Raw genomic sequence first — 23,930 nt, forward strand, 5'->3', positions numbered from 1 at the left:
TCACTATATTTTCACATTGAGTTGGTAATAAATGACGTAATCATCCGCGTTTAATCGACTGGGTGACGAGAGTGGAAGTCCCACTGTTACGCTGCTGGATCCGTATTGATGTTGCGTACGTACGGCCAAACTGGTGCCTGTTAACGTGCCTCGCTCATACAAGTCATCCCCATCTTTGGCGATGGTGCCAGTATCAAGCGCGAGTTGTGTTGAAACGTGCCCAATAAAAGGGAGGGTGGCCAGTGGGTAATTTAACTCGTTTCGCCAGTAGTACCCTTCATCGCCAGAGAGCGCGACATTTTTAAAGCCGCGAATCGAATACTCTCCGCCAATGCTCAATCGTTCACTGCCATAGAGCGTGTGATTCGTCCACTGTCCAAACAGTGTCGTGGTGTAGGTCAGCGACGGGAGAATTGAGTAGGTGTAACTGGTGGTGAGCGTACCTTTGTAAAACTGAGCTTTGGGGTCCGCGTGGCGCTTCCCATCATCGGATTCCCCGCCAAACCAGTCACTCCCGAGTGCAAAGCTCGGAGAGAATGTCCAGTACCCCTGACCCAGACGACGACTGTGATTTAGCGTCAACCCGAGGGAGGAAAGGTTACGAGAGCCACTGTCAAGCAAACTGCCCAATAGGTAATTTCGCTCTCGTCGATGAGTGATCCCCAAATCAAGGCTGGTTTTGCCGATGGCATTACGATGCGCAAGCCACTTAATATCTAAAAAATGACTGTTATTTTTGCCTGATGAATCAAAGGTGAAATCGTTACTGGTGAAGGTACTTTTGTAAGTACTGTAAGAGGTACGAAAATTAACATTCCAGTACCCATAGGGCACATCAACACTCAAGTACAGACTTTCAGAGCCTCGGCTATCAACAAACTCTGCCGAGGTACTGCCCGACAAAGACCAAGAGTCTAGCATCCCAAACACATTGCCGGCTGATGCATTCATTGAAATCAGCTCTTCACCGGTGGAAGGTTGTCCACCATTACCAAAACCGAGCCCGAAAGAGCCGGCAGAGCCCTCACCTGTTTGGATATCGACAACGCTATAACCTTGCCGCTGACTGGGTAAGAGCTTTATCTGCGAATTATAGCGGCTGAGTCTATTTATTTGGTCGAGACCTTGTTCAATGTCTCTAAGATTAAGAGCTTTCCCAACCAGATTCGGAAAAGCATGTTCAAGAAAAGGCTCTGAAACCCCATTGAGCAATACCCCTTCCAGTTTTCCTTCCATAATCACGATTTCAAGCTGCCCTAACGACAAATCTTGCGGTACTAAGAAGGCGCGAGAGGTGACGTAACCGGATTCTACATAAAGGTTGGTGATCCGCCGTAGATACTCATTAATCTCAGACAAGCCAAGGCAGCCAGGGGAAAACTCAATACTTTCTAACAGCGAAGCATCAACAAACACGGTATTCCCGCTAAAGACAATCTGAACAACGTCAAAGCACCTCTCACCTTCCTCGATAGGTAACTCAGGCAAAGGCGCAACACGCTCTATTTGCTCAACCGATTGTTTGGCTTGTTCAATTTGCTCTAATCGCAGCGCTTGCTCTTGCTCAATTTGAGTACGTGTCGCGGGAGATACGAGAGGCAGAGTCTGGCTCAATACCATAGAAGAAGGTACTGACCCCATCAAGAAAAGTGACACTATAAGGCTGATGTCCTTTCGCCTTTGGTTAATCATGACTGCACCTATTCACCTAACGCTATTTCGCAATGATGATGTAATTAATCTCATTGATAAGATACATACGATAAATACATAAATATAATTTGCAAATAATTACATATAAACTAATAGGGAAAGGCTTTCATTATTGTCAATACAATGGCGACGTCGCACTTTTGCCTGGTGATAAATCAATCAATTACATTTGATTTTGGAAGGAATATTCTCTTATCCTACCGATTAACCACCGAAACAAGCCCACTGCTTTTTCCAACCATGCATCAATGTTTTCCGACAGCTTGAGTGCATCATCCATTTCGATACCCAAATACCGAACCGTATTATCAAGCTTCGCATGCCCAAGCAATAACTGGACAGCGCGAATGTTCTTCGTTTTAGCGTAAATGAGTGTGGTTTTGGTTCGATGCGGTGGCTGGGCTATCGAGAATTGAATGGTTCAGAATAGTTATGCAAAGAGAGTAAAGATGTTGCTATTAGATTAAGTTGGTCTAAATGACAAAGAAAGAACACCACTGATTTTATGGCTGAATGATTTTGGGGCAAAGACGTGGCACAGTCATTTGTATAGTTAACAACCAATTGTTATATGCCTAGCAACTCATTTGAATATTTCCTAAGCCCTTGAGCACCAAAGCCTTCCTCTGGTTTTTCATAGTCATAGTAAGTTATCGACTTACTGTTTCGATCAGCTTGAACAATGAATTTACCGTGTTGGTCAACTACAGCAGTTGGGGCTGTTTGCTCTAAGGTCGATGAGTTTACAGAGATCAACGTAACCACATTTTCAATAGCACGAGAGACTAGATGAGACTTAATAATTGAACGTCGGTTGTCATCTGCTTCGCATTGAATGTCGCATAAACTTACGATAACAACATCAACCTTTTCCTTATACAGCTCTCGAAAATATTCAGGAAATCGAATTTCAAAACAAATTCGAATACCTATCCTAACCCCCTGAATATCAACAATCCCATTAAAATCACTATCTACAGTGAAGTTATCAGCGTCCCATCCCCACAACGCCCTTTTATCATAAAACTGCACCTCACCTGTTGGTGCAATGACAGCGATGGAGTTCGCAGCTTTCATCGCTCTCTTACGAATAAGGCCAAGAAGTAGGTAAATTTGCTTTTCCTTTACAAGTTCAATGATTTCATTGAAAACACTATCTTGTTGCGCAAAATCGATATCGGAAACAGAGTCAATTTCCACAGGTGGATAGCCAGACAAAGCACACTCTTGAGTGACCAAAACCTGAGCATCATTATTTGCAGCCTCATAAATAGCTTCCTTTATCGCTTTGTAATTACACGTCGGATCTTGGCTAATTGGAAACTGAAATAATGCAAACTTCATCGACTAATCTCCTATTTTCGACATTGGCATATAATGCTAATTAGACGGCGAATAGCCGCCTGTAACTCTCATATAATGTCATCTTTCAGTTACTGGCTCAATTAACAATCAATAGCTTATCAACGAAGCTAGGATACTAGGCTGCATCAAACGTGCATAATTCCTAGTTGAGCAGAGCTTGCATTACTTGTTGTAGTGGACACTCACATTAACACTATGCGAATGAGTATTTACTCTAAGTGGTTTTGGGGCATTTTCGTGTTTCATGCCCCGTCAGCACACCTCTGGACATAAACGATTTAGGCGTATTCCGCCAAGCCGCTTATATCAGATTAAGAAAAGTATCTTGAAACCTTAAACGCTTGTTTATGTCGCGGCCCAAATGTAATCGTTTGCTTCAATGAGTTAGATCGATTAAAATGTAACCTCTACAGGAAGTTATAATCAATCAAGGATGTAAACCTACATATAAACTGAAGGATACATCATGACTAAGAAAATTATCGACGCTAAGCAAGACAGTAAAGGCAATATCACACAAGTACGATTTGACGGCAATTCTGGTTTCACCTCGTTAGATACAGCAATGAGAATGGCAGAGCGTGGGCAAATCGAAAATGCTCACACTGTACATGCTAAAGACAAAAAGCCCCACCTCAGAACTAACCCTGACAGAAAAAAAGGCAATAACCTAGACGAAATGGCTAAATAGCTAAGCCATCAAGCTAAGACTTGAAATTTCGTTTTCTCTCTTAGCTATATTAACGCCTTGTTAGAGCTGTGGAACCTCAGCTCTTCTAAAAATATTTTCACCATTTACTTGATTAAGTTCCTGCATCGGTACGTTCCCGATACCAAACTTAAAGGCTTGATGTTGTAAGAAATAAAGTTTATCAAAATCCCCGGCGAATATAGTATTGATCGTTTCAGCAGTATGTATGCCTGCTTTGAGCTCACACTGCTTCATAATGCAAAATAGGAATTGAGTTAATATTGCTTCTTCCTTACATTCCACATCGTCATTGCACGTTGTAACATACAGTCCAAATGGCTTTGCAACAGGCTCAAGCATCAAATCAAGGATGAAACTATCAAGTGCCATTATTTTATGGGGGTAGTTTAAAAAATGGTCATCCATTTCTTGGGATTTACACCACGCTGCAAGAGTATCTAGATTTTTAGTACTACTGCGAAAACACAGTGCGAATAAGTTAAAACCATGAGGGTTTGATTTGCGGTACTGGATTGATTTCTTAACGATGTCATCAAATGAAGATTTGTTCAGTACCGTTTTGACTTCGATAGCGCTCACGACAGCGTTCGGCACAACTACAGCAAAATCCCCATCTTGGAACAGGTAAGCTGACGGTATATTTTCATCAATAATTAGAATATCTATTTGTGGACTAACCTCCTGCGTTTTAGGATTGTAGACAAAGCCAGTTTTAACCGAGTAGCGCTTAGAAAGAAAGTTGGACAGATAGTTAGCTATCAAGTTTTCATGATATGTTCCAATTGACGGAGCATGTTTCACTAGTTCATTTAAGCGACCTAGTTTGCTCATAATCTCTTTGGCATAGTTTTGATAAAGTATCATTATTTCCCTATTTCTTGAGCAGCTCTAACGCCTTACTAGAGATCCAATCTGGTTTAAAGGTAAGAGCTTCGACACTTATACCAGAGGGGAGTAGAGCAATACTAAGATAAAAAATAAGCAAATATTTAAAGAGCCGGACATATAAGAATCTGGCTCTTTAAATACGCAAGCGTTGACTAATAACTAGGCAAGTTTATTAGTCAACCTCTTCTTGACGTTTGAGTTTTCGAATCTCTTTCGCTGCGATAAGAACGTCATCGTCTTCATCTTCAAACGGGTCTAAATCATCATTTGATAGAGTAGTAGAGTCGCTACTAGAAATACTCGTTGTTCTAGGAGTATCTTGGTAAGTACCAACTAAAGAATTGAAGGTTTGATTCAATAACTGTTGGCGTTCTACATCAGACAGTTTCTTCTTAGATGAGTTCGTATCTTGACTTTCCATGATGAGAAATTGAGCGAAAGTTTTGTAGAATGGATCAGAGAAGCTGTAATTATGAGAGTCTTCATCAAACTTTAATAATTCACCGAACTCTTCTGTACAGAGTTGATCTAATGCCTTAGATAGTTGTGGTTTTTTGAGTGCATACTCGTTTAGCACAGACGCATCAACTATTTTGCTAATGTCCGAATCATAGCTCTCCATTTTCGCCATAATGTACAGAACTTCCTGTGAGTTCTTGACCTTAAATGCGTTGTCGAAAGCGCGTTTTATAGTATCGGATTCAATCTCTAGATACTCACGCTGTGCGTACTTTAAATGAGAATAATCTAAAACATAGTCATCTTGACGCCCTAGGGTGTTAGTTTCAGTTAAGTCTTCAGATTCACACATTAGTTGGCAAAGTTGATGGCAAATTGAGGCTACGCCATTCGAGTGACTCCATACTTCGTCGTATATGTCAGGCTCAACTGTTATGTTTAAGAGGTCACAGCCTTGTTCTATTATTTTATGGATCTCTTTTTCATTCATCAATGGAACTTTAAGCTCTGATACTCGGCGTCGCATTTCAGAGTCATACTGAACAACTTGTCTAGCAGTATTCACAGCCCCAACAGCTATGATCTTTAGGTCAGGGTAAACATCAGAATGGTCCATAAAAACTTTCATCAATTGAGACAATTTTTCTTTATCCGAATCTTGAATCTTATGAAAATCTTCTAATACCCAACATAGCCCAGCTTCACCGATCATTTTAGCTAGATTCGAACCAGTAAGTTGAGGTGGCAAAGTACGCTTCGTTTTAGCTTGAGTTGAAGAGCCTTTGCTACCACCAATTTGAACTTTGATTAGCTTAATATTTGCTACAATGGCACCCTTCACCGTGTTTTTATCAATCTGAACGGTTTCATCTAGATAGTATGGACAGAGTTGGTCGAAAGCATCTAACATCACATTTTCGAATGTCATACCTTTCATGCAGTTAGTTTTGATATGTGAACTATAGACTTGTTTTAGTTTGTTCTCGATTAGAGATGTCTTTCCTGAACCGGAATGGCCATAAATTACGACTTGTTTACCTTTGGTTTGCAGAGCTCTAACTATTCTAGTGTTGATTTGTTTACGTTCTATGAAGTTGACTTTTGCAGGAGAAGCAGGTGTAAAAACGTCGTTTACCTGATAATTTTTCATTATAAATAACACATACTATAAATTGATATTTTGCATCATAATGCTCAATCATATAGCTATGCAACGAGTTGGCCTTGTGAGTGTGATCTTATTCATAGTGAACCATTGATAATTAAAGGCTATGTATTCAATTGGTGGTTATTAATGTTATGAGTACAAATAACTTATAGTAGGGCAAACTCATATTAACAACGTATGAATGGGTAAAAGGTCTAACGCGAAAAGGGGCAAAAATGAGTCAGTGACTAACCGGTTTAACCTGCTAGTAACCTTTCTCGGCTCTTCAATCGAAGCTAAAGTGGGCCCTTCATATCGTTCTTTGCCTAGTGATAGACAATTTACACCTCATATAATTATTGACTTCACATCGATCAATCCTACTTTTCACCCGCATTATAATACCCATAAAATCACATCAATTTCGTAAATAAAGTTCATGTAGCGATTGTTGGTTTCTTATCTCCAATTTTCTACAAAAAAATGTCTTAGCATTATATTTATCAGCAAGTTAACGCAAGAAGTTACGATGACATATGACATTTAACTCTTCCTATGTTCAAGCTGAGTAATGTTCCTATTTAAAACTGAGACGCTAATTATGAATTATGAAGAATCAAGTGTACTCCCACTAAAAATCGCGAGTGAAATCGTTGGTTACAGACCAGATACACTAAGAAAAAAAGCTCGAGCCGGAGTTTATCCAACAAGCGTAATTTGGAAAAACAGTTGTGGTTCTTGGTTGGTAGATACTAATGAGTGGCAAAGATGGCAAAGAAGCCACCAATAATTGCGCCACCTGGCGTTGAAGTTCATGGTAACTCAATTCGTATTTCCTTCACTTATAAGGGAGTTCGTTACCGTGAGACATTAGGCCTGAAATCCAACAAACAAAACCTTATGTTTGCAACTCGCAAACGTGAGGCAATTCTCTACGAGATTAAGATCGGCACTTTTGATTACGCGACACACTTTCCTGAATCGAAACATGCTTTAGATACATCAACAAATGACCCGCTGAATAAATTAGTAACCACCTATCTAGAATCTCGAAAGAGAGATGTACGTTACGCAACCTTCATTCGATATCAACTGGCACTAATTAATTTTCTAAATGCATATGGGAAAACAAGAGGATGCAATACTCTCTCACCTAGAACATTAATAAAAATAAAAATGCAATTCATCGACGGTAGGGCTGCTCGAACTGTAAACAGAGAGCTCGTTACAGTAAATGCGTTCCTGAAATGGCTACATAAAATGGAATACATTCAAAAAGATCTTTCAGACGTTCTAACTCGCCTCAAAGAAACCGAAGTCCAAATCAACCCACTTTCGGTAGATGAAATCAATGCCGTAGTATCCCAATGTAATCACCTACAACATAAAAATGCCATTCTACTACTTGTATACACAGGGTTGAGAATTGGAGAATTATGCGCTCTAGCCTGGGAGGATGTTGATTTTGATAACGAGAGAATTCTTGTAAGAAGGTCTGCTGATAATGAACGATTGCTAAAAACAACCAAAACAGACACAGAGCGCTACATAGATTTACTACCTCCTGCACTGGAAGCGCTAAAAGCTCAAAAGCTTGTGACTGATGAGTTACCCGCTAAAAAATACGAAATTGAATTGGCTGACAAAAGCCACAGAACAGATACCATTCATTTTGTCTTCAATCCGAAAGCGGTGAGAAGAAGCAAAAATGGCTACGACTTTTGTGGAAAAAGGACATTTCCTAAAGTATGGGAGAGAGCATGCCGGGATGCGAAAATTTCATATAGAAACATTCACCAATTAAGACATACATATGCCTGTTGGCTGATTACTCATGCTAACGTTAACCTCCACTATCTAGCCAAGCAGATGGGGCACGCCAATATCAATACAATAATTAAGGTCTATGGAAAGTGGCTTGAGCAATCAAACAAAAAAGAATCACGTAGAGTATGGAATGAGTTAAGAAAAGTATTTCAAGTATGAAGTCATCGAGATAAAAGTAGCCTATGCGTCCACTTCCGTCCCTAAAAGCTAGCCCACGTCACTCAATAAACCCATTTGAAAACACATCAAACTTCCAGATAATAAATTGAAAAATATAAATAAAAAAACATTTTTGCCCCAACGTTCTTTGGGGCAATTCATAAAGCATGCTTGGGGCAAAATTGGGGCAATTTGAATACTAAACTATGACAATTTTAGCTTAAAATTACCACTTTAGGCCTGAGGGAAAATCTCGTGTACACGATATTTCACCTAGGCCTATATCGGCTAAATCACCTATTCCCAATCAAGGATAACTTTGCCAGAAAGCCCGCTACGCATAGCGTCGAAGCCTGCTTGGAAGTCATCAACCTTGAAGTGGTGAGTAATGATTGGCGTGAGATCTAGGCCAGATTGAATCAGTGAAGCCATCTTGTACCAAGTTTCGAACATCTCACGACCGTAGATACCTTTGATGACCAAACCTTTGAAGATTACTTGGTTCCAATCTACTGCCATATCTGAAGGTGGAATACCTAGCAGAGAAATCTTGCCGCCGTGGTTCATGTTCGTCAGCATGCTGTTAAACGCTGAAGGTACACCAGACATCTCTAAACCAACGTCGAAACCTTCAGTCATGCCTAGGTCGGCCATAACGTCTTCAAGTTTCTCTTCCATTACGTTTACAGCGCGTGTTACGCCCATTTTCTTAGCAAGATCCAAGCGGTATTCGTTCACATCTGTAATAACAACGTGGCGAGCGCCTACGTGTTTAGCTACTGCAGCAGCCATGATGCCGATTGGGCCAGCGCCTGTGATCAGAACATCTTCACCAACTAAGTCGAACGACAAAGCTGTATGTACTGCGTTACCAAACGGGTCGAAGATTGAAGCCAAATCATCAGAGATTTCAGCTGGGATCTTAAACGCATTAAATGCAGGAATAACTAGGTATTCAGAGAACGCACCAGTGCGGTTAACGCCAACACCAGTTGTATTACGACAAAGGTGCGTACGGCCGCCACGACAGTTGCGACAGTGGCCACATGTAATATGGCCTTCGCCAGATACGCGATCACCGATAGTGAAACCACGAACTTCTTGGCCAATACCAACAACTTCACCTACGTATTCATGACCAACAACCATTGGTACAGGAATCGTGTTTTGTGACCACTCATCCCAGTTGTAAATGTGCACGTCTGTGCCACAAATAGCGGTTTTCTTAATCTTGATGAGAAGATCGTTATGACCCATTTCCGGCTTTTCAACCTCGGTCATCCAGATGCCTTCTTCAGGCTTTAGCTTTGATAATGCTTTAATTTTCATAATTATTCCTCTCGCCTGATTAAGCGATGATCTCCATCTCTTTACCAACAGCGATGAACGCATCAATAGCACGATCTAGTTGGTCACGGCTATGCGCTGCTGACATTTGAGTACGGATACGTGCTTGACCTTTTGGTACAACAGGGAAAGAGAAAGCAACAACATAAATGCCTTTTTCTAAAGCACGCTCAGCAAACTCAGCGGCTACTTTTGCATCACCAAGCATAATTGGGATGATTGCGTGATCCGCACCACCCATTGTGAAACCTGCGTCTTCCATACGTGTACGGAAATGAGCTGCATTTTCCCAAAGATTAGTACGTAGATCACCAGACTCTTTAAGAAGATCAATAACACGGATTGAAGCAGAAACAATCGCTGGAGCCACAGAGTTTGAGAACAGGTATGGACGAGAACGCTGACGTAACCAGTCGATCACTTCTTTCTTACCTGATGTGTAACCGCCTGAAGCGCCACCCATTGCTTTACCAAGCGTACCAGTAATGAAATCAATACGGTCAATAACGTCATGATACTCATGAGTACCCGCGCCATTTTCGCCCATAAAGCCAACCGCGTGTGAATCATCAACCATCACAAGTGCTTCGTATTTATCAGCCAAGTCACAAATAGCAGGAAGATTTGCAACCACACCGTCCATTGAGAAAACACCGTCGGTTACGATAAGCGTATGACGAGCACCCGCTTCTTTTGCTTCGATAAGGCGCTGTTCTAGTTGCTCCATATCGTTGTTTGCATAGCGGTAACGCATCGCTTTACATAGACGCACACCATCAATAATTGAAGCGTGGTTTAGCGTGTCTGAAATGATTGCATCTTCTTTGCTTAGAATCGTCTCAAACAAACCCGTGTTAGCATCGAAACATGATGTGTAAAGAATCGTGTCTTCTTTGCCTAAGAATGTTGATAATTTTTGCTCTAGCTCTTTGTGTGAATCTTGAGTACCACAAATGAAGCGAACTGATGCCATACCAAAGCCATGTTCATCCATACCAGACTTCGCTGCATCAATAAGTGCAGGGTGATTTGCAAGACCTAAATAGTTGTTTGCACAGAAGTTTAGAACCTCTTCTCCAGTCGAAATAGAGACTGAAGCTTTCTGAGCTGAAGTGATAATACGCTCAGACTTATACAGCCCTTCTTCTTTTACTTCTTCAAGTTGGTTTTGGATTTGTTGGTAAAATGACGATGACATCAGCAATGTTCCTTACTAGTTATTATCGTTAAACAAACTAGCTGTTATTTTCGTTAAAATAAGCTTAGTTGTTTATTGTAGGGGTTTGACATGGAGGCCACATCAAATTCGATCTAATAGCAGTGTAAACTAACTCACCAAATAGCATTATCCCATCACATGGAAAAACATTAGTGAATTTCAGGCACGATTAGTAAGTCCCTCTCTTAACCGCGTATTTTATGACGGCCCCTTTACCGTGACGACAAAAAATAGCTATGAAAATCAACACTCTTTGATGGTGAATGTTCTCTTTTGCAACTATAATCAATTCAAATAGATTCTTATCCCCCTCAACACGCACTATTAACGGACTAAGCTCATGAATCGTCTCTCTATATCACAAAAGATCAGCATTCCTTTATTTGCCATTTTGGCAGTTTTTGTCGCTTCGACACTGCTTTCCGTCATTCAAGCCAACAAACAAGACGATCTCAATACGCTTCTCAGTCAACAGGTTCAGCCGGCAATGGTTAGCCTCGAAAACGCTTACAGAGATTTGTATCAAGTTACCGTTGCTATTCAAGGCATCGCTAGAGCTACGTCAGATGCCGAAAACAAGCATCATAGTTTTGAGTTCAAGGATAATGCCTATCTGGCAATACCAAGAATGAAGGAGGTCCAGAGTTTGATTGACATTGGTTTTTTGCCTAAGTCAAGTCAAACTGAGCTAAACAAATTGGTTAGCTCTACAGAGAAATGGTTGAAGCTAAATGAACAAGTGGCAAATCAACCGCAAAACGCTGGTGAAACACTGACAAACAATCAATCGCTTATTGATAGTGAGTTTAAAGCAATGCGTAGTAGTTTAAAGGCGCTCAGTAGTGGGATTGAGTCTAAGCAGCAGAGTTTGCAGGAAAATGTTAGTGGCTCAATTCGCGCAAACAAACTTACGGTCGAGATCGGTCTTGTTATCGCTCTTGTAACCGGTGCTATTGCGTTTTGGATGATAAAACAATTCGTGCTTAAGCCAATTAAGAACATAGAAAGTGCAATGGCGGCGATTGCGCAAGGCGACGGTGATTTATCTAAGCGTATGGAAGTCACTAGTAAAGATGAACTTGGCCGCGTAGCTGAATCTTTTAATCAGTTTGTTGGTAAAATTCACATCACCGTAGAAGAGGTCATTATCTCATCTAACGCCGTACGTGCTGATATGGAAAACATTAAGTCACTCACTCAAAGCATTGCATCATTTAGCTCTAACCAACAGCAAGAGAGTGAACTGGTTGCAACTGCAGTTCATGAAATGCAAGTCACTAGTTCAACCGTTAGTGATAATGCAAACGAAGCTGCACAAGCGAGTGGCAGCGCCAACAATGAAGCCGACCAAACGAGTGCAATTTTGGGCCAGACTGTTGAATCGATTCAGAACTTGTCTGGTGACATTGATAACGCAAGTCAGGTCATTCATGCGCTTGACAACGATGTAGGTAACATTGTTTCCATTCTCGATGTTATTCGTGGCATCGCCGATCAAACTAACTTGCTTGCTCTTAACGCCGCGATCGAAGCAGCACGAGCTGGCGAACAAGGCCGAGGTTTCGCTGTGGTTGCTGACGAGGTTCGCTCACTAGCAAGTCGCACTCAAGAAAGTACAGGCGAGATTCAAGCCATGATAGAGAAACTGCAAGAAGGCGCAAAACAAGCCGTTACGGTTATGGAAGCAAGCAAAAATAGCAGCAACGCTACAATAGACACAGCAGGTTCTGCTGCAGCATCGCTGGATAAAATTCGCAGCTCCATCGGGCAAATGAACGACATGAATACTCAGATTGCGTCTGCGGCGAGCCAACAATCTAATGTTAGCCATGAGGTAAACGTTAACGTTCAACGTATCGCTGATAACAGCTACCAAATGGTAGAGATGGTTAACAGTGCAGATAACGCCTGTATCAGTTTATCGGAGCAATGCCAAAAACTGGATGATTTAGTTGCAGAGTTCGAAGTTTAATATTCGTACCACCGTTCTAATACATCTTAAATAAATGGTTAAAGCCACATCATAACGCACAGTTAAGTTGTGGCTTTTTTATGATGAGTTGGGCACCAGTTAATGACGAGCACACTATTTTCAGCAATAATGTTACTCACAATGTCTATGATGCAGTAATTCCTAAGGCCCTATTAACCCTATGCTTAACCCTAAACTGATCTCATTGCTGCCCGATTTAGCGTCTTTTATTTTGGTCGTTAATGAAGGAAGCTTTACTGCAGCAGCAAAAACACTCAATGTCACGCCATCTGCGCTGAGTAAATTGATCACACGTTTAGAAAATGCACTGAGTGTAAAGTTATTTGAGCGAACAACCCGTAAATTGGTCATCACTCAAGCGGGACAAAAAATCTACGATCAAGCCGTTGTGATGGTTAATGCCGCCCAACAAGCAATTGAAGTCTCGACAGCGGATCACAGCGAGCCATCTGGTATTTTGACCGTCGCCGCTCCTGAAGCGTTTCTTAATTCGGTGTTGCAGCCATTCGTCATCCCTTTTCTTCAGCAATATCCACTCATCCAACTTAAATTGCGCGCCGTTGATGGTGAAATAGACGTATTTAAGCATGGCATTGATATAGCGTTTAAACTGACAGATAAACCTGATGAAAAGTTAGTTTTAAAAGAAATTGGTCAAACTGATTTAGTTTTGTGTGCGAGCCCTGGCTATATACAAACGCGTGGCATGCCAAGTCACCCAACCGAACTCATTGAGCATGACTGCCTATACCTTGCTGAAACTGAGCAAGACAACGTATGGGACTTCTTAAAAGATGATGAATTCCATACCGTCACTATTTCAGGTAGGTATGCCGTGAATCACTCTCAAATGCGATTGAATGGTGTAAAAAGTGGACTAGGGATTGGAATTTTCCATGACTTTGTAGTGAAGGATGCCATAGAGCAGCAGCAAGTCATTGCGGTGCTACCAAGCTGGACAATTAAGAGTAGCTACCACGGTGAGATTGCTATGCAATACGCTCAAACTAAGTACATGCCCGCAAGGCTGCGAGTGTTTATCGATTTTGTAATGGCGAACTTAACCAATAAGCTCTCTATTGATACCAATTAAGCATAATAAAGGGCAGTCCTAAATCGGTACTGCCCTCTTGTATCATTTTCGAAATCTAGCCGAATATGCGCTTCCAGATGCTTGGATTACGTCTATCATGGAACTCTACACGTAGATCATCAACTTCGCGCAAAGCTTCTTGAGCTAACTCTAATTCACCGTTATCAAGATGCTCTTCAACATTCTCTATAGCAATGCGTAGTTTTGTAAAGCCTTCAGCGTACAGTTCACTTTTCTCTTCAGGATGTTCCGCTTTCTTTAAATCTTGAATCAATACAGACAAATTGGTAATCGGTGTTTGCATAGACTCAATGCTTTCAGCTTTCGCTGCTTGTCTAAACTCCAGACCCATCTTCTTCATTGTTTGCGTCATATCGAAATCTGTTGCTGCTACATTAAATGAGACAGCCAAGCCTAGAGCTAAAGGTAATATTTTTTTCATTGTTTTAAAGTTTCTTTAGAAAAATTAACAAGAGTGTAATGGAAAACACCCAAAGGATTGAAGTAGAAAAATGTATCAATTTGCATGAAAGAGTTTATAAATGACTAAACTCTTCAATAGCATCGCGGCCTCTAAGCTCTAGGAAATCTAGAAACTGACGAGGCGTATGAGTAACTACTTTTAATGGATCAGCTTCAATGCTTTCTAGAAGCTTATCAACCAATTCAAGCTTACCGATGTATTGGCAAAAATGGGCGTCCGATCCAGTCGTTATGTAAGCGCCATATTGCTTTGCAAGGCGAGCGATTTCATAGCATCGTTCAACGCTCCCCACTCGGCTTTTCCCTGTAAGTGAAGTGTTGTTGATCTCAATAGCTACATTGTATTCAGCGGCACATTTAATAACCTGATCAAAATCAAAGTCAAAATTTGGGTTACCAAGGTGACCTAACGCGTCAACTCGTCCACCCTTGATTACATTGATCAACGCTTCAGTATGTGCATCTTTATCTTGAGGCTTAAAGACAGGTTCATGAAAGCTAGCTAATACCCAATCTAAATACGGATAGACAGTTGCAGGAAGATCAAGATCACCCTCAGTATTCAGAATATTTACTTCTACGCCACGCAACACTCCAACGCCTTCAAGAAAACGAGGCAAAATATGCTGATTAGAAAAGAACCAATAATGGGGCGCGCCCGGCATCGACTCGGCGTGATCAGTGGTACAAAATAGGGTTAAGCCATTTTCTTTTGCAGATTTAGCATTTTCAATTAAGGTGCTGTACGCATGACCACTCGCGTACGTATGAGTATGAGTATCGACACAAAGTTTCATCACTTGCTCTTATAGGTAAAATAATCTGCGATGAGTTTAGCAACATACCCAAGCTTAGTCTCGCTAGAATTACCGAGTATTGATATCAGGATTTATAACAATTACCCACTCATTATCACGTTGAATCAATCGGTCACTGCTCTTACTTTTTTAGAGTGGAAAGTAATAACAACCACCTTTCTTCCCAGATAAATCTAGGCCTCTTCACACAGCTCTTTGATCATAGGCAGCGCTTTTTCCCATCCATTATTAAACATAGAGATGAAATCCGGATGTGTTTTTACCGTCACTTGCAGCACAACAGTCTTCTCTAAGGGATCGATATGAAAAGACTCCGAAGAACCAATCCATTTATCCGCCACATCACTGTCAATGTCTTTAAGATGTTCTGGGAAAAAAATCGCTATGTGGTGATACTCAATCGCTTCGTTAATCGATATTTTGTCGATTCTTGCTCGTGTCCCGCCTAAACTTGGGTCGAAGAAAAGCATGTCTTCTCCCTCAATCCAATGACCTTCAAATTGAGATTGAGGTGAAAAAGCTTGTGCCCACCTCTGATAGTTATTCAGTTCGGTAAGCACTTTCCAAACCGTTTTTGGGTCCGACTTAATTTCAATTCCATAGTTAAGCGTTAACATGAGCAATCCCTAATAAAATATTCTATTTACATGTATAGAAGAGTTTGCTTTCAATTTGATTAAAAAATCATCTTTTTGCGACGTTAAACTCATGTTCTAACTGTTTTTAGACCAATTTCACAAAAATTCAAGCCACTAAATTCAAGCTTATAAATTTAAAGAAAGTTTTTGCATCATTGAGTGTTTAGACAATACTTAGGAGAGCTATTTGCAATGGAATTGTCGATGAGAAAACGCCGCTACTCCCTGAGTATCCACATTACTAGTCTATTTCTGGTTCTCACTACATTAGTAGGGGCGGTTCTGATTGCGATAAGCTATAACCACTCGCAAGCGTTATTGGCCGCTAGTGCAAAGGAGGTCAGCAGGGAAAATACACGTAAATTAGAGACGGCCTTCAAACAAAGCACAGGACCTATACTTACCACTTTAGATTTTTTGGCATACAGCCCGATCGTTGAACAAAAAGCGTCTCCAATAAAGAATGAACGATGGATAGCGTCAATTGAATTGATTTTCCAGCGCAACAAAAGCTTAATCGCCATCTATTACGCGAGTGAAGATGGTACGTTCACGTTACTAAGTCCACTTAGAACCAACCTTGAAAGAGAACGATATCAGTCCCCTGCTAAAGCGAGCCTAATGATTAATATTACAAAATTATCAGGTTCAAACGAATATATCTTTCTTGATGGTAACCATAATAAAGTGGGCTATAGAAAAACTGACGATAACGAATTTGACCCTAGAGTTCGCCCTTGGTTTACCAATGCAGATATTGATGGTGAGATCCGTTTAACAGAGCCCTATCTTTTTTATACATTACAAAAAAATGGGGTGACACTTTCACGTCGGTCGATGAATGGACAGGCTGTTATTGGAGCGGATTTCACGTTAGATTCAATGTCAGAACAGATCAGCGAAATTGGATTCTCAAGCAACTCAAAAATATTGCTATTTGATAATAACTTCCAAGTGTTAGCTCATCACCAATCAGGTATTAACCTTAATCAACCGATTGAACAACTTAACCTTTCAATCAAAGACAGTGTATTTGAATCTATTTTAAACCGAAGTAGCAGCCAAACATTGTACGAACAAGTTTCGTTCGATCAGCTCCTATGGTCAATCACCCTAACGCCAGTAACCCTCAATAATCATGTCCGATTACTGTTGGCAGAAGCAACGCCCCAAGATGACTTGATCAGTAATTTAGTCTCAATGAGAAACAAGCAAATTACTGTGGCACTTTCCATGTTAGCGGTCAGTTTTTTAATCGTTTGGATTATTGCTCGTAGACTGGCTAACCCACTACAGAATCTAGTACAACTCACCGATAATATTGCTCGCTTCGACTTTAAAAAAACACGATACCCAAAGAGTGTGATTAAAGAAGTCACGAACCTCACTCAGTCGATCGAATTAATGGAACATACGCTACATGACTTACTTCGCTTGCTAAGGGAAACAGCATCAAATCAAGACTTTAATGTACTGGCGAAGACAATAACTCATCAAAGTTACCTAGTGACACGTGCTGAGACAATCATTTTATTTGTTAATTCTGAACAAGAAGACCAATTTGTTACCGCAGCAAATCACGCCATCATCCCGTTTAAGATTGAAATAAATTCGTTCTTAAGTGAAACGCCTTGGATGCTCACTGATTTGAAAAAAGGGGAAATTATTCATCTAAACCAACATGATAATGCGTTGAGTAAGCACAAAGAGTACCTCTATAACTCTGATATATATTTCTTCCCACTGCTCAATCGAGAAAGGCAACTAGTTGGTGTGTTAACTCTTGGCTACGAACGAGAAATCACTCAGCAACAGAGCGATAAACACGCCTTCCTTCGTGAATTGCTAAGCTTCGCCGAGATAGCAAAAGATAATATTGACCAGATGGAACAACAAAAGGAGATGCTGAATGCATTTATCGAGCTCATCGCTTCAGCTATTGATACAAAATCCCCTTACACTGGAAGCCATTGTCAGCGTGTACCTGAACTCACTGAAATGCTAATTAAAGCAGTAGAAGACGATGATAAGTACTTCCCGCGCTTCGCGATAAGTCCAAAACAGAGAGAAGAGATTCACCTTGCCGCTTGGTTGCACGATTGCGGCAAAGTCACCACGCCCGAGTATGTTGTCGACAAAGCCACAAAGCTGGAAACAATCTATGACCGTATACACGAAGTTAGGATGCGCTTTGAATTGATTAAGACTCAAGCAGAAGTCGACTACTGGAAAGAAGTACATCAAGGCGGAGATGCCGTTACACTCGAAAAAGAACTCTCGCGATTGCATCTAAAATTAGATGAAGAATTTGCCTTTGTTGCTTCGGCCAACATTGGCGGTGAATCAATGACTGATGAAGATTTAGCAAAGCTTCAAACGATCAGCCAACGACAATGGCGACGAACGCTTGACGACCAATTAGGTGTATCTTGGATTGAGCAAAAAAGATCACCTGAATATGTTTCTCTTCCTGTGATGGAGTCACTACTAGCGGATAAAATCGTTCATGAAATTCACTGGGAAGAAGGCTGTAAACCACAAGATGTTTGGCAAGAAGCGTTTATATTAGAGCCCGGCGAACTTAAATATAATCGTGGTGAGCTATATAACCTGTCAATACCAAGGGGAACACTCACTAACGAAGAGCGCTATATCATTAATGACCATATCATCCAGACAATATCGATGCTTAAGCGTCTGCCATACCCTGAACACCTAAAGAATATTCCTGATATTGCCGGTGGGCATCATGAAAGAGTAGATGGGAAAGGTTACCCACGCGGCCTAAATGAAGAAGAACTCTCTATCCCAGCTAGAGTGATGGCTATTGCCGATGTACTTGAGGCACTAACATCCAGTGATCGCCCTTACAAGAGAGGCAAGAGACTCAGTGAATCTATCTCGATAATGACTGATATGGCGACATCAGGTCACATTGACCCTAAACTTTACATACTATTTTTGGAAAACAATCTGGATCAAACCTACGCTGATGCGTTTTTAGAAGAAAAACAATGTGATGAGTTTGACAGAGAGTTCCAAATTCAACAGGTGAAAGAGTATTTAAAAACGCTGTTTTAGAAGGGTAAACCAACGTCAAACAAAACATCCGCTATTTGACTGCCTATTGCGCCCAATGAGGTTCAAGCTGAGTAACCAATTGGGTGCAACTCAAGTTGACCCAAACATGGAACCGTTCCGTCGAAAGTGCGGTGTCTGAGAATTGAAGTTCTTGTAAGTCATAACCATGATCAATCGCTATAAACTGACCGCTGTACTTATCAGAAAAGACCAAATCAATTCGATTTTTGACTAATAAATCGAAGCCTTGCTCTAATGAATCAATCGCGTAAACATCCAAGGCATTGGCATACATTAAACCGCTCAGACCTTTTTTAGAATATGAACTTAACAGCCCTACAGAATGCCCTTTCAGTTCGGACAAGCTACCCCAAGTAAACTCACCATCTTGTTTTACACGGTAGAAACCGAGCTTGACCTCTTCTTTCGATATTTCCCATTTCTTAAATTGACCGCCTTTTTGATCTCTTGGTGGGTAAAAACTCATGCACCAATCACGCAACAGTAAACGTTTACCAATTCGAGTAGGCGGCGTAAATTTTGCGGTTACTTCTATTTCAGACATTGCAGGATGAGCACGAAGTTTCTCGAAAGCAATTCCATCGGTCTCGAGTTTAGATGTCGTATAGGGCGGAAACTCAATCGCAAGAACTTCTACACTGATTTTCGGTGATGTTTTAGGTGCAGCTGTAGCTGAAAATACACCTATCCCAATCAGTACTGATAAATTCAATAATTTCATCAACCATCCATTTCGTTTAAAACCCAACAAGCCATAAACTGGCCTATCAATTCATATGACTATTTCTTCTTAAAGAAGTGCTATTTGGGTTGTCTATCATTATAAATAGTAGATTGGTTATGCCTGAATGCTATCTGAAATGCGAAATTATGAGTCAATTATAGGAATCAATTAACACTATCTGATGTAAGTGCAAATGAGAGTCTTATCTATGATGTGACAATATTGCGCAGTATCCGCCTAATATTACGCAATATTGCAAAAAGGTTATTAGGGTCTGTTGATCGTTCGAGCTGACTTTTGCAGCAGTTTGTGGGTTGTTTATACAAGGCAGAGGGTTTGAGGGTTTGAGGTGTTGTGGATTACATGAGAAGCCGATAACGAGGTAGAAATAAGCCACAAACGCTGCCCGAAGGGTTCGGCTAAAATCGTTTTATGCTTTGTTAATGAGTATTTGCTTAGAATGACTAGGCTACAAACTCATTGCCGCGCCTAAAACGATTTTATCTCGAACAAAATTTAACCGCGAAAGATCAACAGACCCTAGTTAAGCTTTGGTGACGTAACTTAATATCTCAACAATCTGTGATGGTGATTCTGCCCACGCCATTGCAGCCGCATCAACTTCTTTGAGTGGGTGTATCAATGCTTCATCATGCAGTGTGATGAATGGCTTATCTAACGCGGATAGTACGCCCGCATCAAACGCTGCATTCCACTGTTTATATTGATCACCGAAGCGAACAATTCCAATATCACATTGCTTAATCAGAGTCTTAACGCGCACTGAATTCACTTTTGATGATTGATGATCGCGCCAAAACTGTTGAGAATTGTCTCTTAGATGATCACCTGCAGCATCACTGGATTCGTGATCAGTCTTGGCTGAGTAGAACTCAACGTTCAAACCAAGTTCTTTACTTCCATTGATGATTTGTTCGCGCCAATCAGTATGAATTTCGCCACTTAAATAAACGTTCCATTTCATTGCTTGTACCTCACATTTCTCTAATTATTGTCTGATTTCATCACCACATCAGCTCGGATCACCGACTGCTCTATAACCATATCACCTAATTGTTTTCGGCTATCTAAATAATGCGGTGTTTGTTTGTGTAGCTGTAATGCTTCTGTATTGCTGTATATTTCGTACAGATAAAAGGTATCTGGGGTTTCTTTATCTTGAATAATATCAAACTGATAGCAACCCTCTTCATTTCTAACTGATGCTTGCGCATTTTCCGTCATTATAGATTTATAGCGCTGTTCATTTTCAGGTTTAACTCGATTTTTAACTATGATGCAATACATATTCAAGCCTACTTCTCGTTGTTAGTAATGACGATCCACTCTTTGCTACTGGATACCCACACACTCTATTATTGCGGATCCTACACTAAATTGTATACAATAAAAACAAGGATGTAATACAAGGAATTTACAATGACAAATAGACCCGCTCCATTTTCTGGTATGAGGCATATCGCATTAAGCGTGCAGAAGTTTGAAGAGTGTGAACACTTTTACACCCATATTATGGGGATGGAAATACTTAGACGTGCAAATGATAACTTAGTGTACCTAAGCTCAGGCAGTGACAACCTATCTCTTGGGCGAGCCCAATCAAAGCGTGTAAGTTCAGGTATTAGCGTCGATCACTTTGGTTTTATCGTCGCAAGTAAACAAGACCTCCAACAATGGTTCGAATTTATGCAGGCAGAAGGCGTGACGCTATTAGATGAACCCCATGATCACAGTGATGGTGCTCGTAGTTTCCACTGCCTGGACCCCGAAGGTCACGTCGTTCAGCCTCTGTACCACCCGGCAATTTCATCAATCAGCTAAATAATTGGGGCTTATAGTCCCCTTTCAGATACGCCTAATACCCTTCGAATTTTCTATACAACTTCGCTCATACCACTTTCTACGCCTACACTTTAATTGTCATGGAGGATGTGACTTAGATCTTAATCCTTTACTTTGCCACTTAGATTTTAATTTGAGGTTTGAAGATGACTATCAACAAGTACTTTGTATTGGTTCCGCAAGATGCGAATAACGAAGCGCACAAGGAACAGAACAATCAGTCAGAAAAAGAAACTCAACGTCAGGCAATAGTGAAAGCAGCGCAGGAAGAAGGCGGATTATAATCATCGCCCTTTTATCTTTCATAATTTGGTAAGAGACCAAAATTTAAATCAGGCTTAGTTAAAAAAAGCACGCTGCTCAACTCTTGTTGTTTGACTGCGTGCTTTTTGCTGTTTTGAAGTCGAGGCTTTATTTAAGCCTTAACGTCCGTTGTTAGGGCGACAGTTATCGGGGTTGTATCAGCATTGCGCAACCTAAGCTCAGCATGAAACTGCCTGTCCTCTTCGATGGCTGTTTTGTTAACCAAACCCACTAATCTCTGAACGGCTGTTCTCGCCATTTGGCTAATAGGGAAATGTACTGCCGAGACTTTTGGATATAAAGCCTCGCAGAGGTCGACACTGTCAAAGCTCATCAAGGAGACTTGTTCAGGAACGGCGATAGAATGTTCATGAAAATACTGAAGTGCGCCGACTGTCATCTCTTCACTACACGAGAACAGTGCCGTCAGATTCTTATTTTGATTAATAAGACGTTCTGCCGCCTGGTAACCACTCTTTCGCCCATAGTTCCCTTCTTCAATAAACGAATCCATGACAGGCAAGCCTGCTTTTTGCATAGTGTCGATATAGCCCTGCTTTCGTTGCACACTGTTATAACGAGAGTTTGGACCTGAAATACAACCAACCTTTTGGTGGCCTAAATCGATCAACCGCTGTACAGCCAGTGAGCTTGCAAAGTGATGATCGAAGGTAACACACCTGTCTTCTAGACCTTCTACCTCTCTGTCTAATAGTACAAATGGAGTGGGCTGCTTGGCGAGGTCTCGAAGTTCATCGTCTGATAAATAACGGCTATGTAGGACATATCCATCGCAACGAAGATCATGAAAACGGCGAATAGCCTCTCTTTCACCCTCCGCAGTATTATGCCCTTGAGCAGTAATTAGAAATTTATTGTGCATGTCCAATTCACCTTGAACTTGCTCCATCATCTCTCCAAAGAATCCACCTGTATAATAGGTAACCAGCAATCCCATCATGTTGCTCGATGATGTTGCTAAAGAGCGTGCAATGGCACTTGGGCGATAGTTTAGCTCTGCCATCGCTTGCTCAACTTTGATTTTTGTTTCTTCGCGAAACTTCCCTTCCCCATTAATAATCCGCGACACGGTCGAGCGGTTTACACCCGCAAGCTCTGCGACATCTTTAATTCTTGCCATAGTTGGGATTCATTCTCATAACATATAAATTAAACATAAAAGTGACCACCAGTACGCGAAAGGTAAATATAGGGGGTTCGCTACTGGCAGTCGTAATCATACACAGTCTATCTTGCGCATAACATCTAACACTGAGTAATCCGTGACCTCAATACCATGAAGGTCCAATCTTTGTTTTAACCTAGGATCGGTAAGAACATTCAGCTCCGCAACCCTTTGAGTACAATAGCTACTTAGTGACTCTAAATGGGCATCAACATAAGCCGGATGGCACATAACCTCAACGATATCGTAACCACTTTTTAGGCTAACTAAGTGACTAACTAATAGCTCCAAATCTACGTTTTTATCGTAAAACTCATCAGTAAACAAATACCTGAGTGCCAAATCGCCGTTAGCATCTACACCCAATCCTCTAAGAGGGACCTGATACTGCTTAGCAACCTTCTCAACGACTGGGCCTATTTGTGGGTGTGTATGAGCGTGATGATGGCTATCAATATGACTCAGCTTAATGCCTAAGTTTAAAAAGTGTTCAACTTGAGCAACCACTTCTTCATACACGGCAAGAGGATCGTAATCTCGCTTTTCCCAAAACTCCGTTTGATTTGGAAACTGACCATTTCGTCCATGCACTTTGCCTGAATTGGTTTTGTTATTTTCCTCTGCAGGTTTAGCTTGCAAACAAGAGTGTAAAGTCAAAGGAGAACCCGTTGTGAATCTCAAGTGAAGCCCGACTTTTAAGTTAGGCAACCCCTTCGACAACATAACAGCATGCTCTTCCTTACAAGAGCCAACCATAAGCGTAGTAGAAAGCACTACCCCCTCTTTATGAGATTGAACGATTCCATTGTTCACACCTTGAGTTAAACCAAAATCATCTGCGTTAAATATGACTTTCATAGCACTCCTTAGCCCAATTCCGTTTTATTTCAG

The 23,930-nt window shown here is 41.0% G+C and carries 21 protein-coding genes and 1 pseudogene; 7 read left to right on the plus strand and 15 right to left on the minus strand.

Going from position 1 to position 23,930, the window contains the following annotated elements; all coding sequences use genetic code 11:
- Positions 1-3: 3 nt before the first annotated feature.
- The 3 genes and pseudogenes from L4D20_RS05835 to L4D20_RS05845 all read right to left on the minus strand — a co-directional run bounded on the left by L4D20_RS05835 (position 4) and on the right by L4D20_RS05845 (position 3,057).
- Positions 4-1,692 (minus strand): ShlB/FhaC/HecB family hemolysin secretion/activation protein, encoded by a 1,689-nt coding sequence (locus tag L4D20_RS05835; protein WP_428800594.1) that lies wholly within the window; start codon positions 1,690-1,692, stop codon positions 4-6.
- A 265-nt stretch (positions 1,693-1,957) separates the two neighbouring features.
- Positions 1,958-2,101 (minus strand): annotated as a pseudogene (locus tag L4D20_RS05840) (integrase); the annotation flags it as partial.
- A 179-nt stretch (positions 2,102-2,280) separates the two neighbouring features.
- Complete coding sequence (locus tag L4D20_RS05845) at positions 2,281-3,057, minus strand: carbon-nitrogen hydrolase family protein (RefSeq protein ID WP_428800595.1); 777 nt, start codon at positions 3,055-3,057, stop codon at positions 2,281-2,283.
- A 487-nt stretch (positions 3,058-3,544) separates the two neighbouring features.
- Here L4D20_RS05845 and L4D20_RS05850 point away from each other — a divergent pair, with 487 nt between their 5' ends.
- Complete coding sequence (locus L4D20_RS05850) at positions 3,545-3,769, plus strand: DUF3892 domain-containing protein (RefSeq protein ID WP_428800596.1); 225 nt, start codon at positions 3,545-3,547, stop codon at positions 3,767-3,769.
- 60 nt (positions 3,770-3,829) lie between these two features.
- Here the strand turns inward: L4D20_RS05850 and L4D20_RS05855 are convergent, their stop codons facing one another.
- Positions 3,830-4,654, minus strand: coding sequence for a DUF6602 domain-containing protein (locus tag L4D20_RS05855; RefSeq protein WP_428800597.1), 825 nt, complete (start codon positions 4,652-4,654; stop codon positions 3,830-3,832).
- A gap of 196 nt (positions 4,655-4,850) precedes the next feature.
- Entirely contained in the window at positions 4,851-6,287 is a 1,437-nt protein-coding gene (locus L4D20_RS05860) for an ATP-binding protein (protein WP_428800598.1), read from the minus strand.
- A gap of 765 nt (positions 6,288-7,052) precedes the next feature.
- Here L4D20_RS05860 and L4D20_RS05865 point away from each other — a divergent pair.
- Positions 7,053-8,270: a site-specific integrase gene (locus L4D20_RS05865; RefSeq protein WP_428800599.1), complete on the plus strand. Its 1,218-nt coding sequence runs from the start codon at positions 7,053-7,055 to the stop codon at positions 8,268-8,270.
- 297 nt (positions 8,271-8,567) lie between these two features.
- Here L4D20_RS05865 and tdh read toward each other — a convergent pair whose 3' ends face one another.
- A complete protein-coding gene (tdh, locus tag L4D20_RS05870) occupies positions 8,568-9,599 on the minus strand; it encodes an L-threonine 3-dehydrogenase (protein WP_428800600.1) in 1,032 nt (343 codons plus the stop codon).
- 19 nt (positions 9,600-9,618) lie between these two features.
- A complete protein-coding gene (locus L4D20_RS05875) occupies positions 9,619-10,815 on the minus strand; it encodes a glycine C-acetyltransferase (RefSeq protein ID WP_428800601.1) in 1,197 nt (398 codons plus the stop codon).
- A gap of 361 nt (positions 10,816-11,176) precedes the next feature.
- Here L4D20_RS05875 and L4D20_RS05880 point away from each other — a divergent pair, with 361 nt between their 5' ends.
- A complete protein-coding gene (locus L4D20_RS05880; protein WP_428800602.1) occupies positions 11,177-12,808 on the plus strand; it encodes a methyl-accepting chemotaxis protein in 1,632 nt (543 codons plus the stop codon).
- A 181-nt stretch (positions 12,809-12,989) separates the two neighbouring features.
- Positions 12,990-13,922 carry a LysR family transcriptional regulator gene (locus L4D20_RS05885; protein ID WP_428800603.1) on the plus strand — a complete coding sequence of 311 codons (933 nt, stop codon included), beginning with the start codon at positions 12,990-12,992 and terminating at the stop codon, positions 13,920-13,922.
- A 55-nt stretch (positions 13,923-13,977) separates the two neighbouring features.
- Here the strand turns inward: L4D20_RS05885 and L4D20_RS05890 are convergent, their stop codons facing one another.
- The 3 genes from L4D20_RS05890 to L4D20_RS05900 form a co-directional block, all read right to left on the minus strand.
- Positions 13,978-14,364, minus strand: a complete 387-nt coding sequence (locus L4D20_RS05890) for a cytochrome b562 (RefSeq protein WP_428800604.1) — start codon at positions 14,362-14,364, stop codon at positions 13,978-13,980.
- Positions 14,365-14,458: 94 nt separating this feature from the next.
- Positions 14,459-15,202: a phosphatase gene (locus L4D20_RS05895; protein WP_428800605.1), complete on the minus strand. Its 744-nt coding sequence runs from the start codon at positions 15,200-15,202 to the stop codon at positions 14,459-14,461.
- A 194-nt stretch (positions 15,203-15,396) separates the two neighbouring features.
- Entirely contained in the window at positions 15,397-15,840 is a 444-nt protein-coding gene (locus tag L4D20_RS05900; protein ID WP_428800606.1) for an SRPBCC family protein, read from the minus strand.
- A 225-nt stretch (positions 15,841-16,065) separates the two neighbouring features.
- Here L4D20_RS05900 and L4D20_RS05905 point away from each other — a divergent pair, with 225 nt between their 5' ends.
- Positions 16,066-18,942 (plus strand): HD domain-containing phosphohydrolase, encoded by a 2,877-nt coding sequence (locus tag L4D20_RS05905; protein ID WP_428800607.1) that lies wholly within the window; start codon positions 16,066-16,068, stop codon positions 18,940-18,942.
- Between the two features lie 43 nt (positions 18,943-18,985).
- On the opposite strand, the gene L4D20_RS05910 is transcribed toward L4D20_RS05905, so the two are convergent.
- The 3 genes from L4D20_RS05910 to L4D20_RS05920 all read right to left on the minus strand — a co-directional run bounded on the left by L4D20_RS05910 (position 18,986) and on the right by L4D20_RS05920 (position 20,995).
- A complete protein-coding gene (locus L4D20_RS05910; RefSeq protein ID WP_428800608.1) occupies positions 18,986-19,684 on the minus strand; it encodes a hypothetical protein in 699 nt (232 codons plus the stop codon).
- Positions 19,685-20,231: 547 nt separating this feature from the next.
- Positions 20,232-20,672 carry a YtoQ family protein gene (locus tag L4D20_RS05915; RefSeq protein ID WP_428800609.1) on the minus strand — a complete coding sequence of 147 codons (441 nt, stop codon included), beginning with the start codon at positions 20,670-20,672 and terminating at the stop codon, positions 20,232-20,234.
- Positions 20,673-20,692: 20 nt separating this feature from the next.
- A complete protein-coding gene (locus L4D20_RS05920) occupies positions 20,693-20,995 on the minus strand; it encodes a putative quinol monooxygenase (RefSeq protein ID WP_428800610.1) in 303 nt (100 codons plus the stop codon).
- A gap of 132 nt (positions 20,996-21,127) precedes the next feature.
- Here L4D20_RS05920 and L4D20_RS05925 point away from each other — a divergent pair, with 132 nt between their 5' ends.
- Both L4D20_RS05925 and L4D20_RS05930 read left to right on the plus strand, forming a co-directional pair.
- Complete coding sequence (locus L4D20_RS05925; protein WP_428800611.1) at positions 21,128-21,529, plus strand: VOC family protein; 402 nt, start codon at positions 21,128-21,130, stop codon at positions 21,527-21,529.
- Between the two features lie 167 nt (positions 21,530-21,696).
- Positions 21,697-21,834 (plus strand): hypothetical protein, encoded by a 138-nt coding sequence (locus L4D20_RS05930; RefSeq protein WP_428800612.1) that lies wholly within the window; start codon positions 21,697-21,699, stop codon positions 21,832-21,834.
- A 131-nt stretch (positions 21,835-21,965) separates the two neighbouring features.
- Here the strand turns inward: L4D20_RS05930 and L4D20_RS05935 are convergent, their stop codons facing one another.
- Both L4D20_RS05935 and chbG read right to left on the minus strand, forming a co-directional pair.
- Positions 21,966-22,994: a LacI family DNA-binding transcriptional regulator gene (locus L4D20_RS05935; RefSeq protein WP_428800613.1), complete on the minus strand. Its 1,029-nt coding sequence runs from the start codon at positions 22,992-22,994 to the stop codon at positions 21,966-21,968.
- 96 nt (positions 22,995-23,090) lie between these two features.
- On the minus strand, positions 23,091-23,897 hold the full coding sequence (chbG, locus tag L4D20_RS05940) for a chitin disaccharide deacetylase (RefSeq protein WP_428800614.1): 807 nt from the start codon (positions 23,895-23,897) through the stop codon (positions 23,091-23,093).
- Positions 23,898-23,930 lie beyond the last annotated feature (33 nt).

The sequence above is a fragment of the Vibrio kyushuensis genome, assembly GCF_050337325.1.
In the GTDB taxonomy this organism is placed as follows: Bacteria; Pseudomonadota; Gammaproteobacteria; order Enterobacterales; family Vibrionaceae; genus Vibrio; species Vibrio kyushuensis.

Bases quoted from the DNA above. Each gene is read 5' to 3' on its own strand.
- L4D20_RS05835 (WP_428800594.1), bottom strand. From the start codon at position 1,692: ATGATTAACCAAAGGCGAAAGGACATCAGCCTTATAGTGTCACTTTTC.
- L4D20_RS05850 (WP_428800596.1), top strand. From the start codon at position 3,545: ATGACTAAGAAAATTATCGACGCTAAGCAAGACAGTAAAGGCAATATC.
- L4D20_RS05875 (WP_428800601.1), bottom strand. From the start codon at position 10,815: ATGTCATCGTCATTTTACCAACAAATCCAAAACCAACTTGAAGAAGTA.
- L4D20_RS05905 (WP_428800607.1), top strand. From the start codon at position 16,066: ATGAGAAAACGCCGCTACTCCCTGAGTATCCACATTACTAGTCTATTT.
- tdh (WP_428800600.1), bottom strand. From the start codon at position 9,599: ATGAAAATTAAAGCATTATCAAAGCTAAAGCCTGAAGAAGGCATCTGG.
- L4D20_RS05900 (WP_428800606.1), bottom strand. From the start codon at position 15,840: ATGTTAACGCTTAACTATGGAATTGAAATTAAGTCGGACCCAAAAACG.
- chbG (WP_428800614.1), bottom strand. From the start codon at position 23,897: ATGAAAGTCATATTTAACGCAGATGATTTTGGTTTAACTCAAGGTGTG.
- L4D20_RS05910 (WP_428800608.1), bottom strand. From the start codon at position 19,684: ATGAAATTATTGAATTTATCAGTACTGATTGGGATAGGTGTATTTTCA.
- L4D20_RS05890 (WP_428800604.1), bottom strand. From the start codon at position 14,364: ATGAAAAAAATATTACCTTTAGCTCTAGGCTTGGCTGTCTCATTTAAT.
- L4D20_RS05865 (WP_428800599.1), top strand. From the start codon at position 7,053: ATGGCAAAGAAGCCACCAATAATTGCGCCACCTGGCGTTGAAGTTCAT.
- L4D20_RS05895 (WP_428800605.1), bottom strand. From the start codon at position 15,202: ATGAAACTTTGTGTCGATACTCATACTCATACGTACGCGAGTGGTCAT.
- L4D20_RS05860 (WP_428800598.1), bottom strand. From the start codon at position 6,287: ATGAAAAATTATCAGGTAAACGACGTTTTTACACCTGCTTCTCCTGCA.
- L4D20_RS05925 (WP_428800611.1), top strand. From the start codon at position 21,128: ATGACAAATAGACCCGCTCCATTTTCTGGTATGAGGCATATCGCATTA.
- L4D20_RS05845 (WP_428800595.1), bottom strand. From the start codon at position 3,057: ATGAAGTTTGCATTATTTCAGTTTCCAATTAGCCAAGATCCGACGTGT.
- L4D20_RS05855 (WP_428800597.1), bottom strand. From the start codon at position 4,654: ATGATACTTTATCAAAACTATGCCAAAGAGATTATGAGCAAACTAGGT.
- L4D20_RS05885 (WP_428800603.1), top strand. From the start codon at position 12,990: ATGCTTAACCCTAAACTGATCTCATTGCTGCCCGATTTAGCGTCTTTT.
- L4D20_RS05935 (WP_428800613.1), bottom strand. From the start codon at position 22,994: ATGGCAAGAATTAAAGATGTCGCAGAGCTTGCGGGTGTAAACCGCTCG.
- L4D20_RS05930 (WP_428800612.1), top strand. From the start codon at position 21,697: ATGACTATCAACAAGTACTTTGTATTGGTTCCGCAAGATGCGAATAAC.
- L4D20_RS05915 (WP_428800609.1), bottom strand. From the start codon at position 20,672: ATGAAATGGAACGTTTATTTAAGTGGCGAAATTCATACTGATTGGCGC.
- L4D20_RS05920 (WP_428800610.1), bottom strand. From the start codon at position 20,995: ATGTATTGCATCATAGTTAAAAATCGAGTTAAACCTGAAAATGAACAG.
- L4D20_RS05880 (WP_428800602.1), top strand. From the start codon at position 11,177: ATGAATCGTCTCTCTATATCACAAAAGATCAGCATTCCTTTATTTGCC.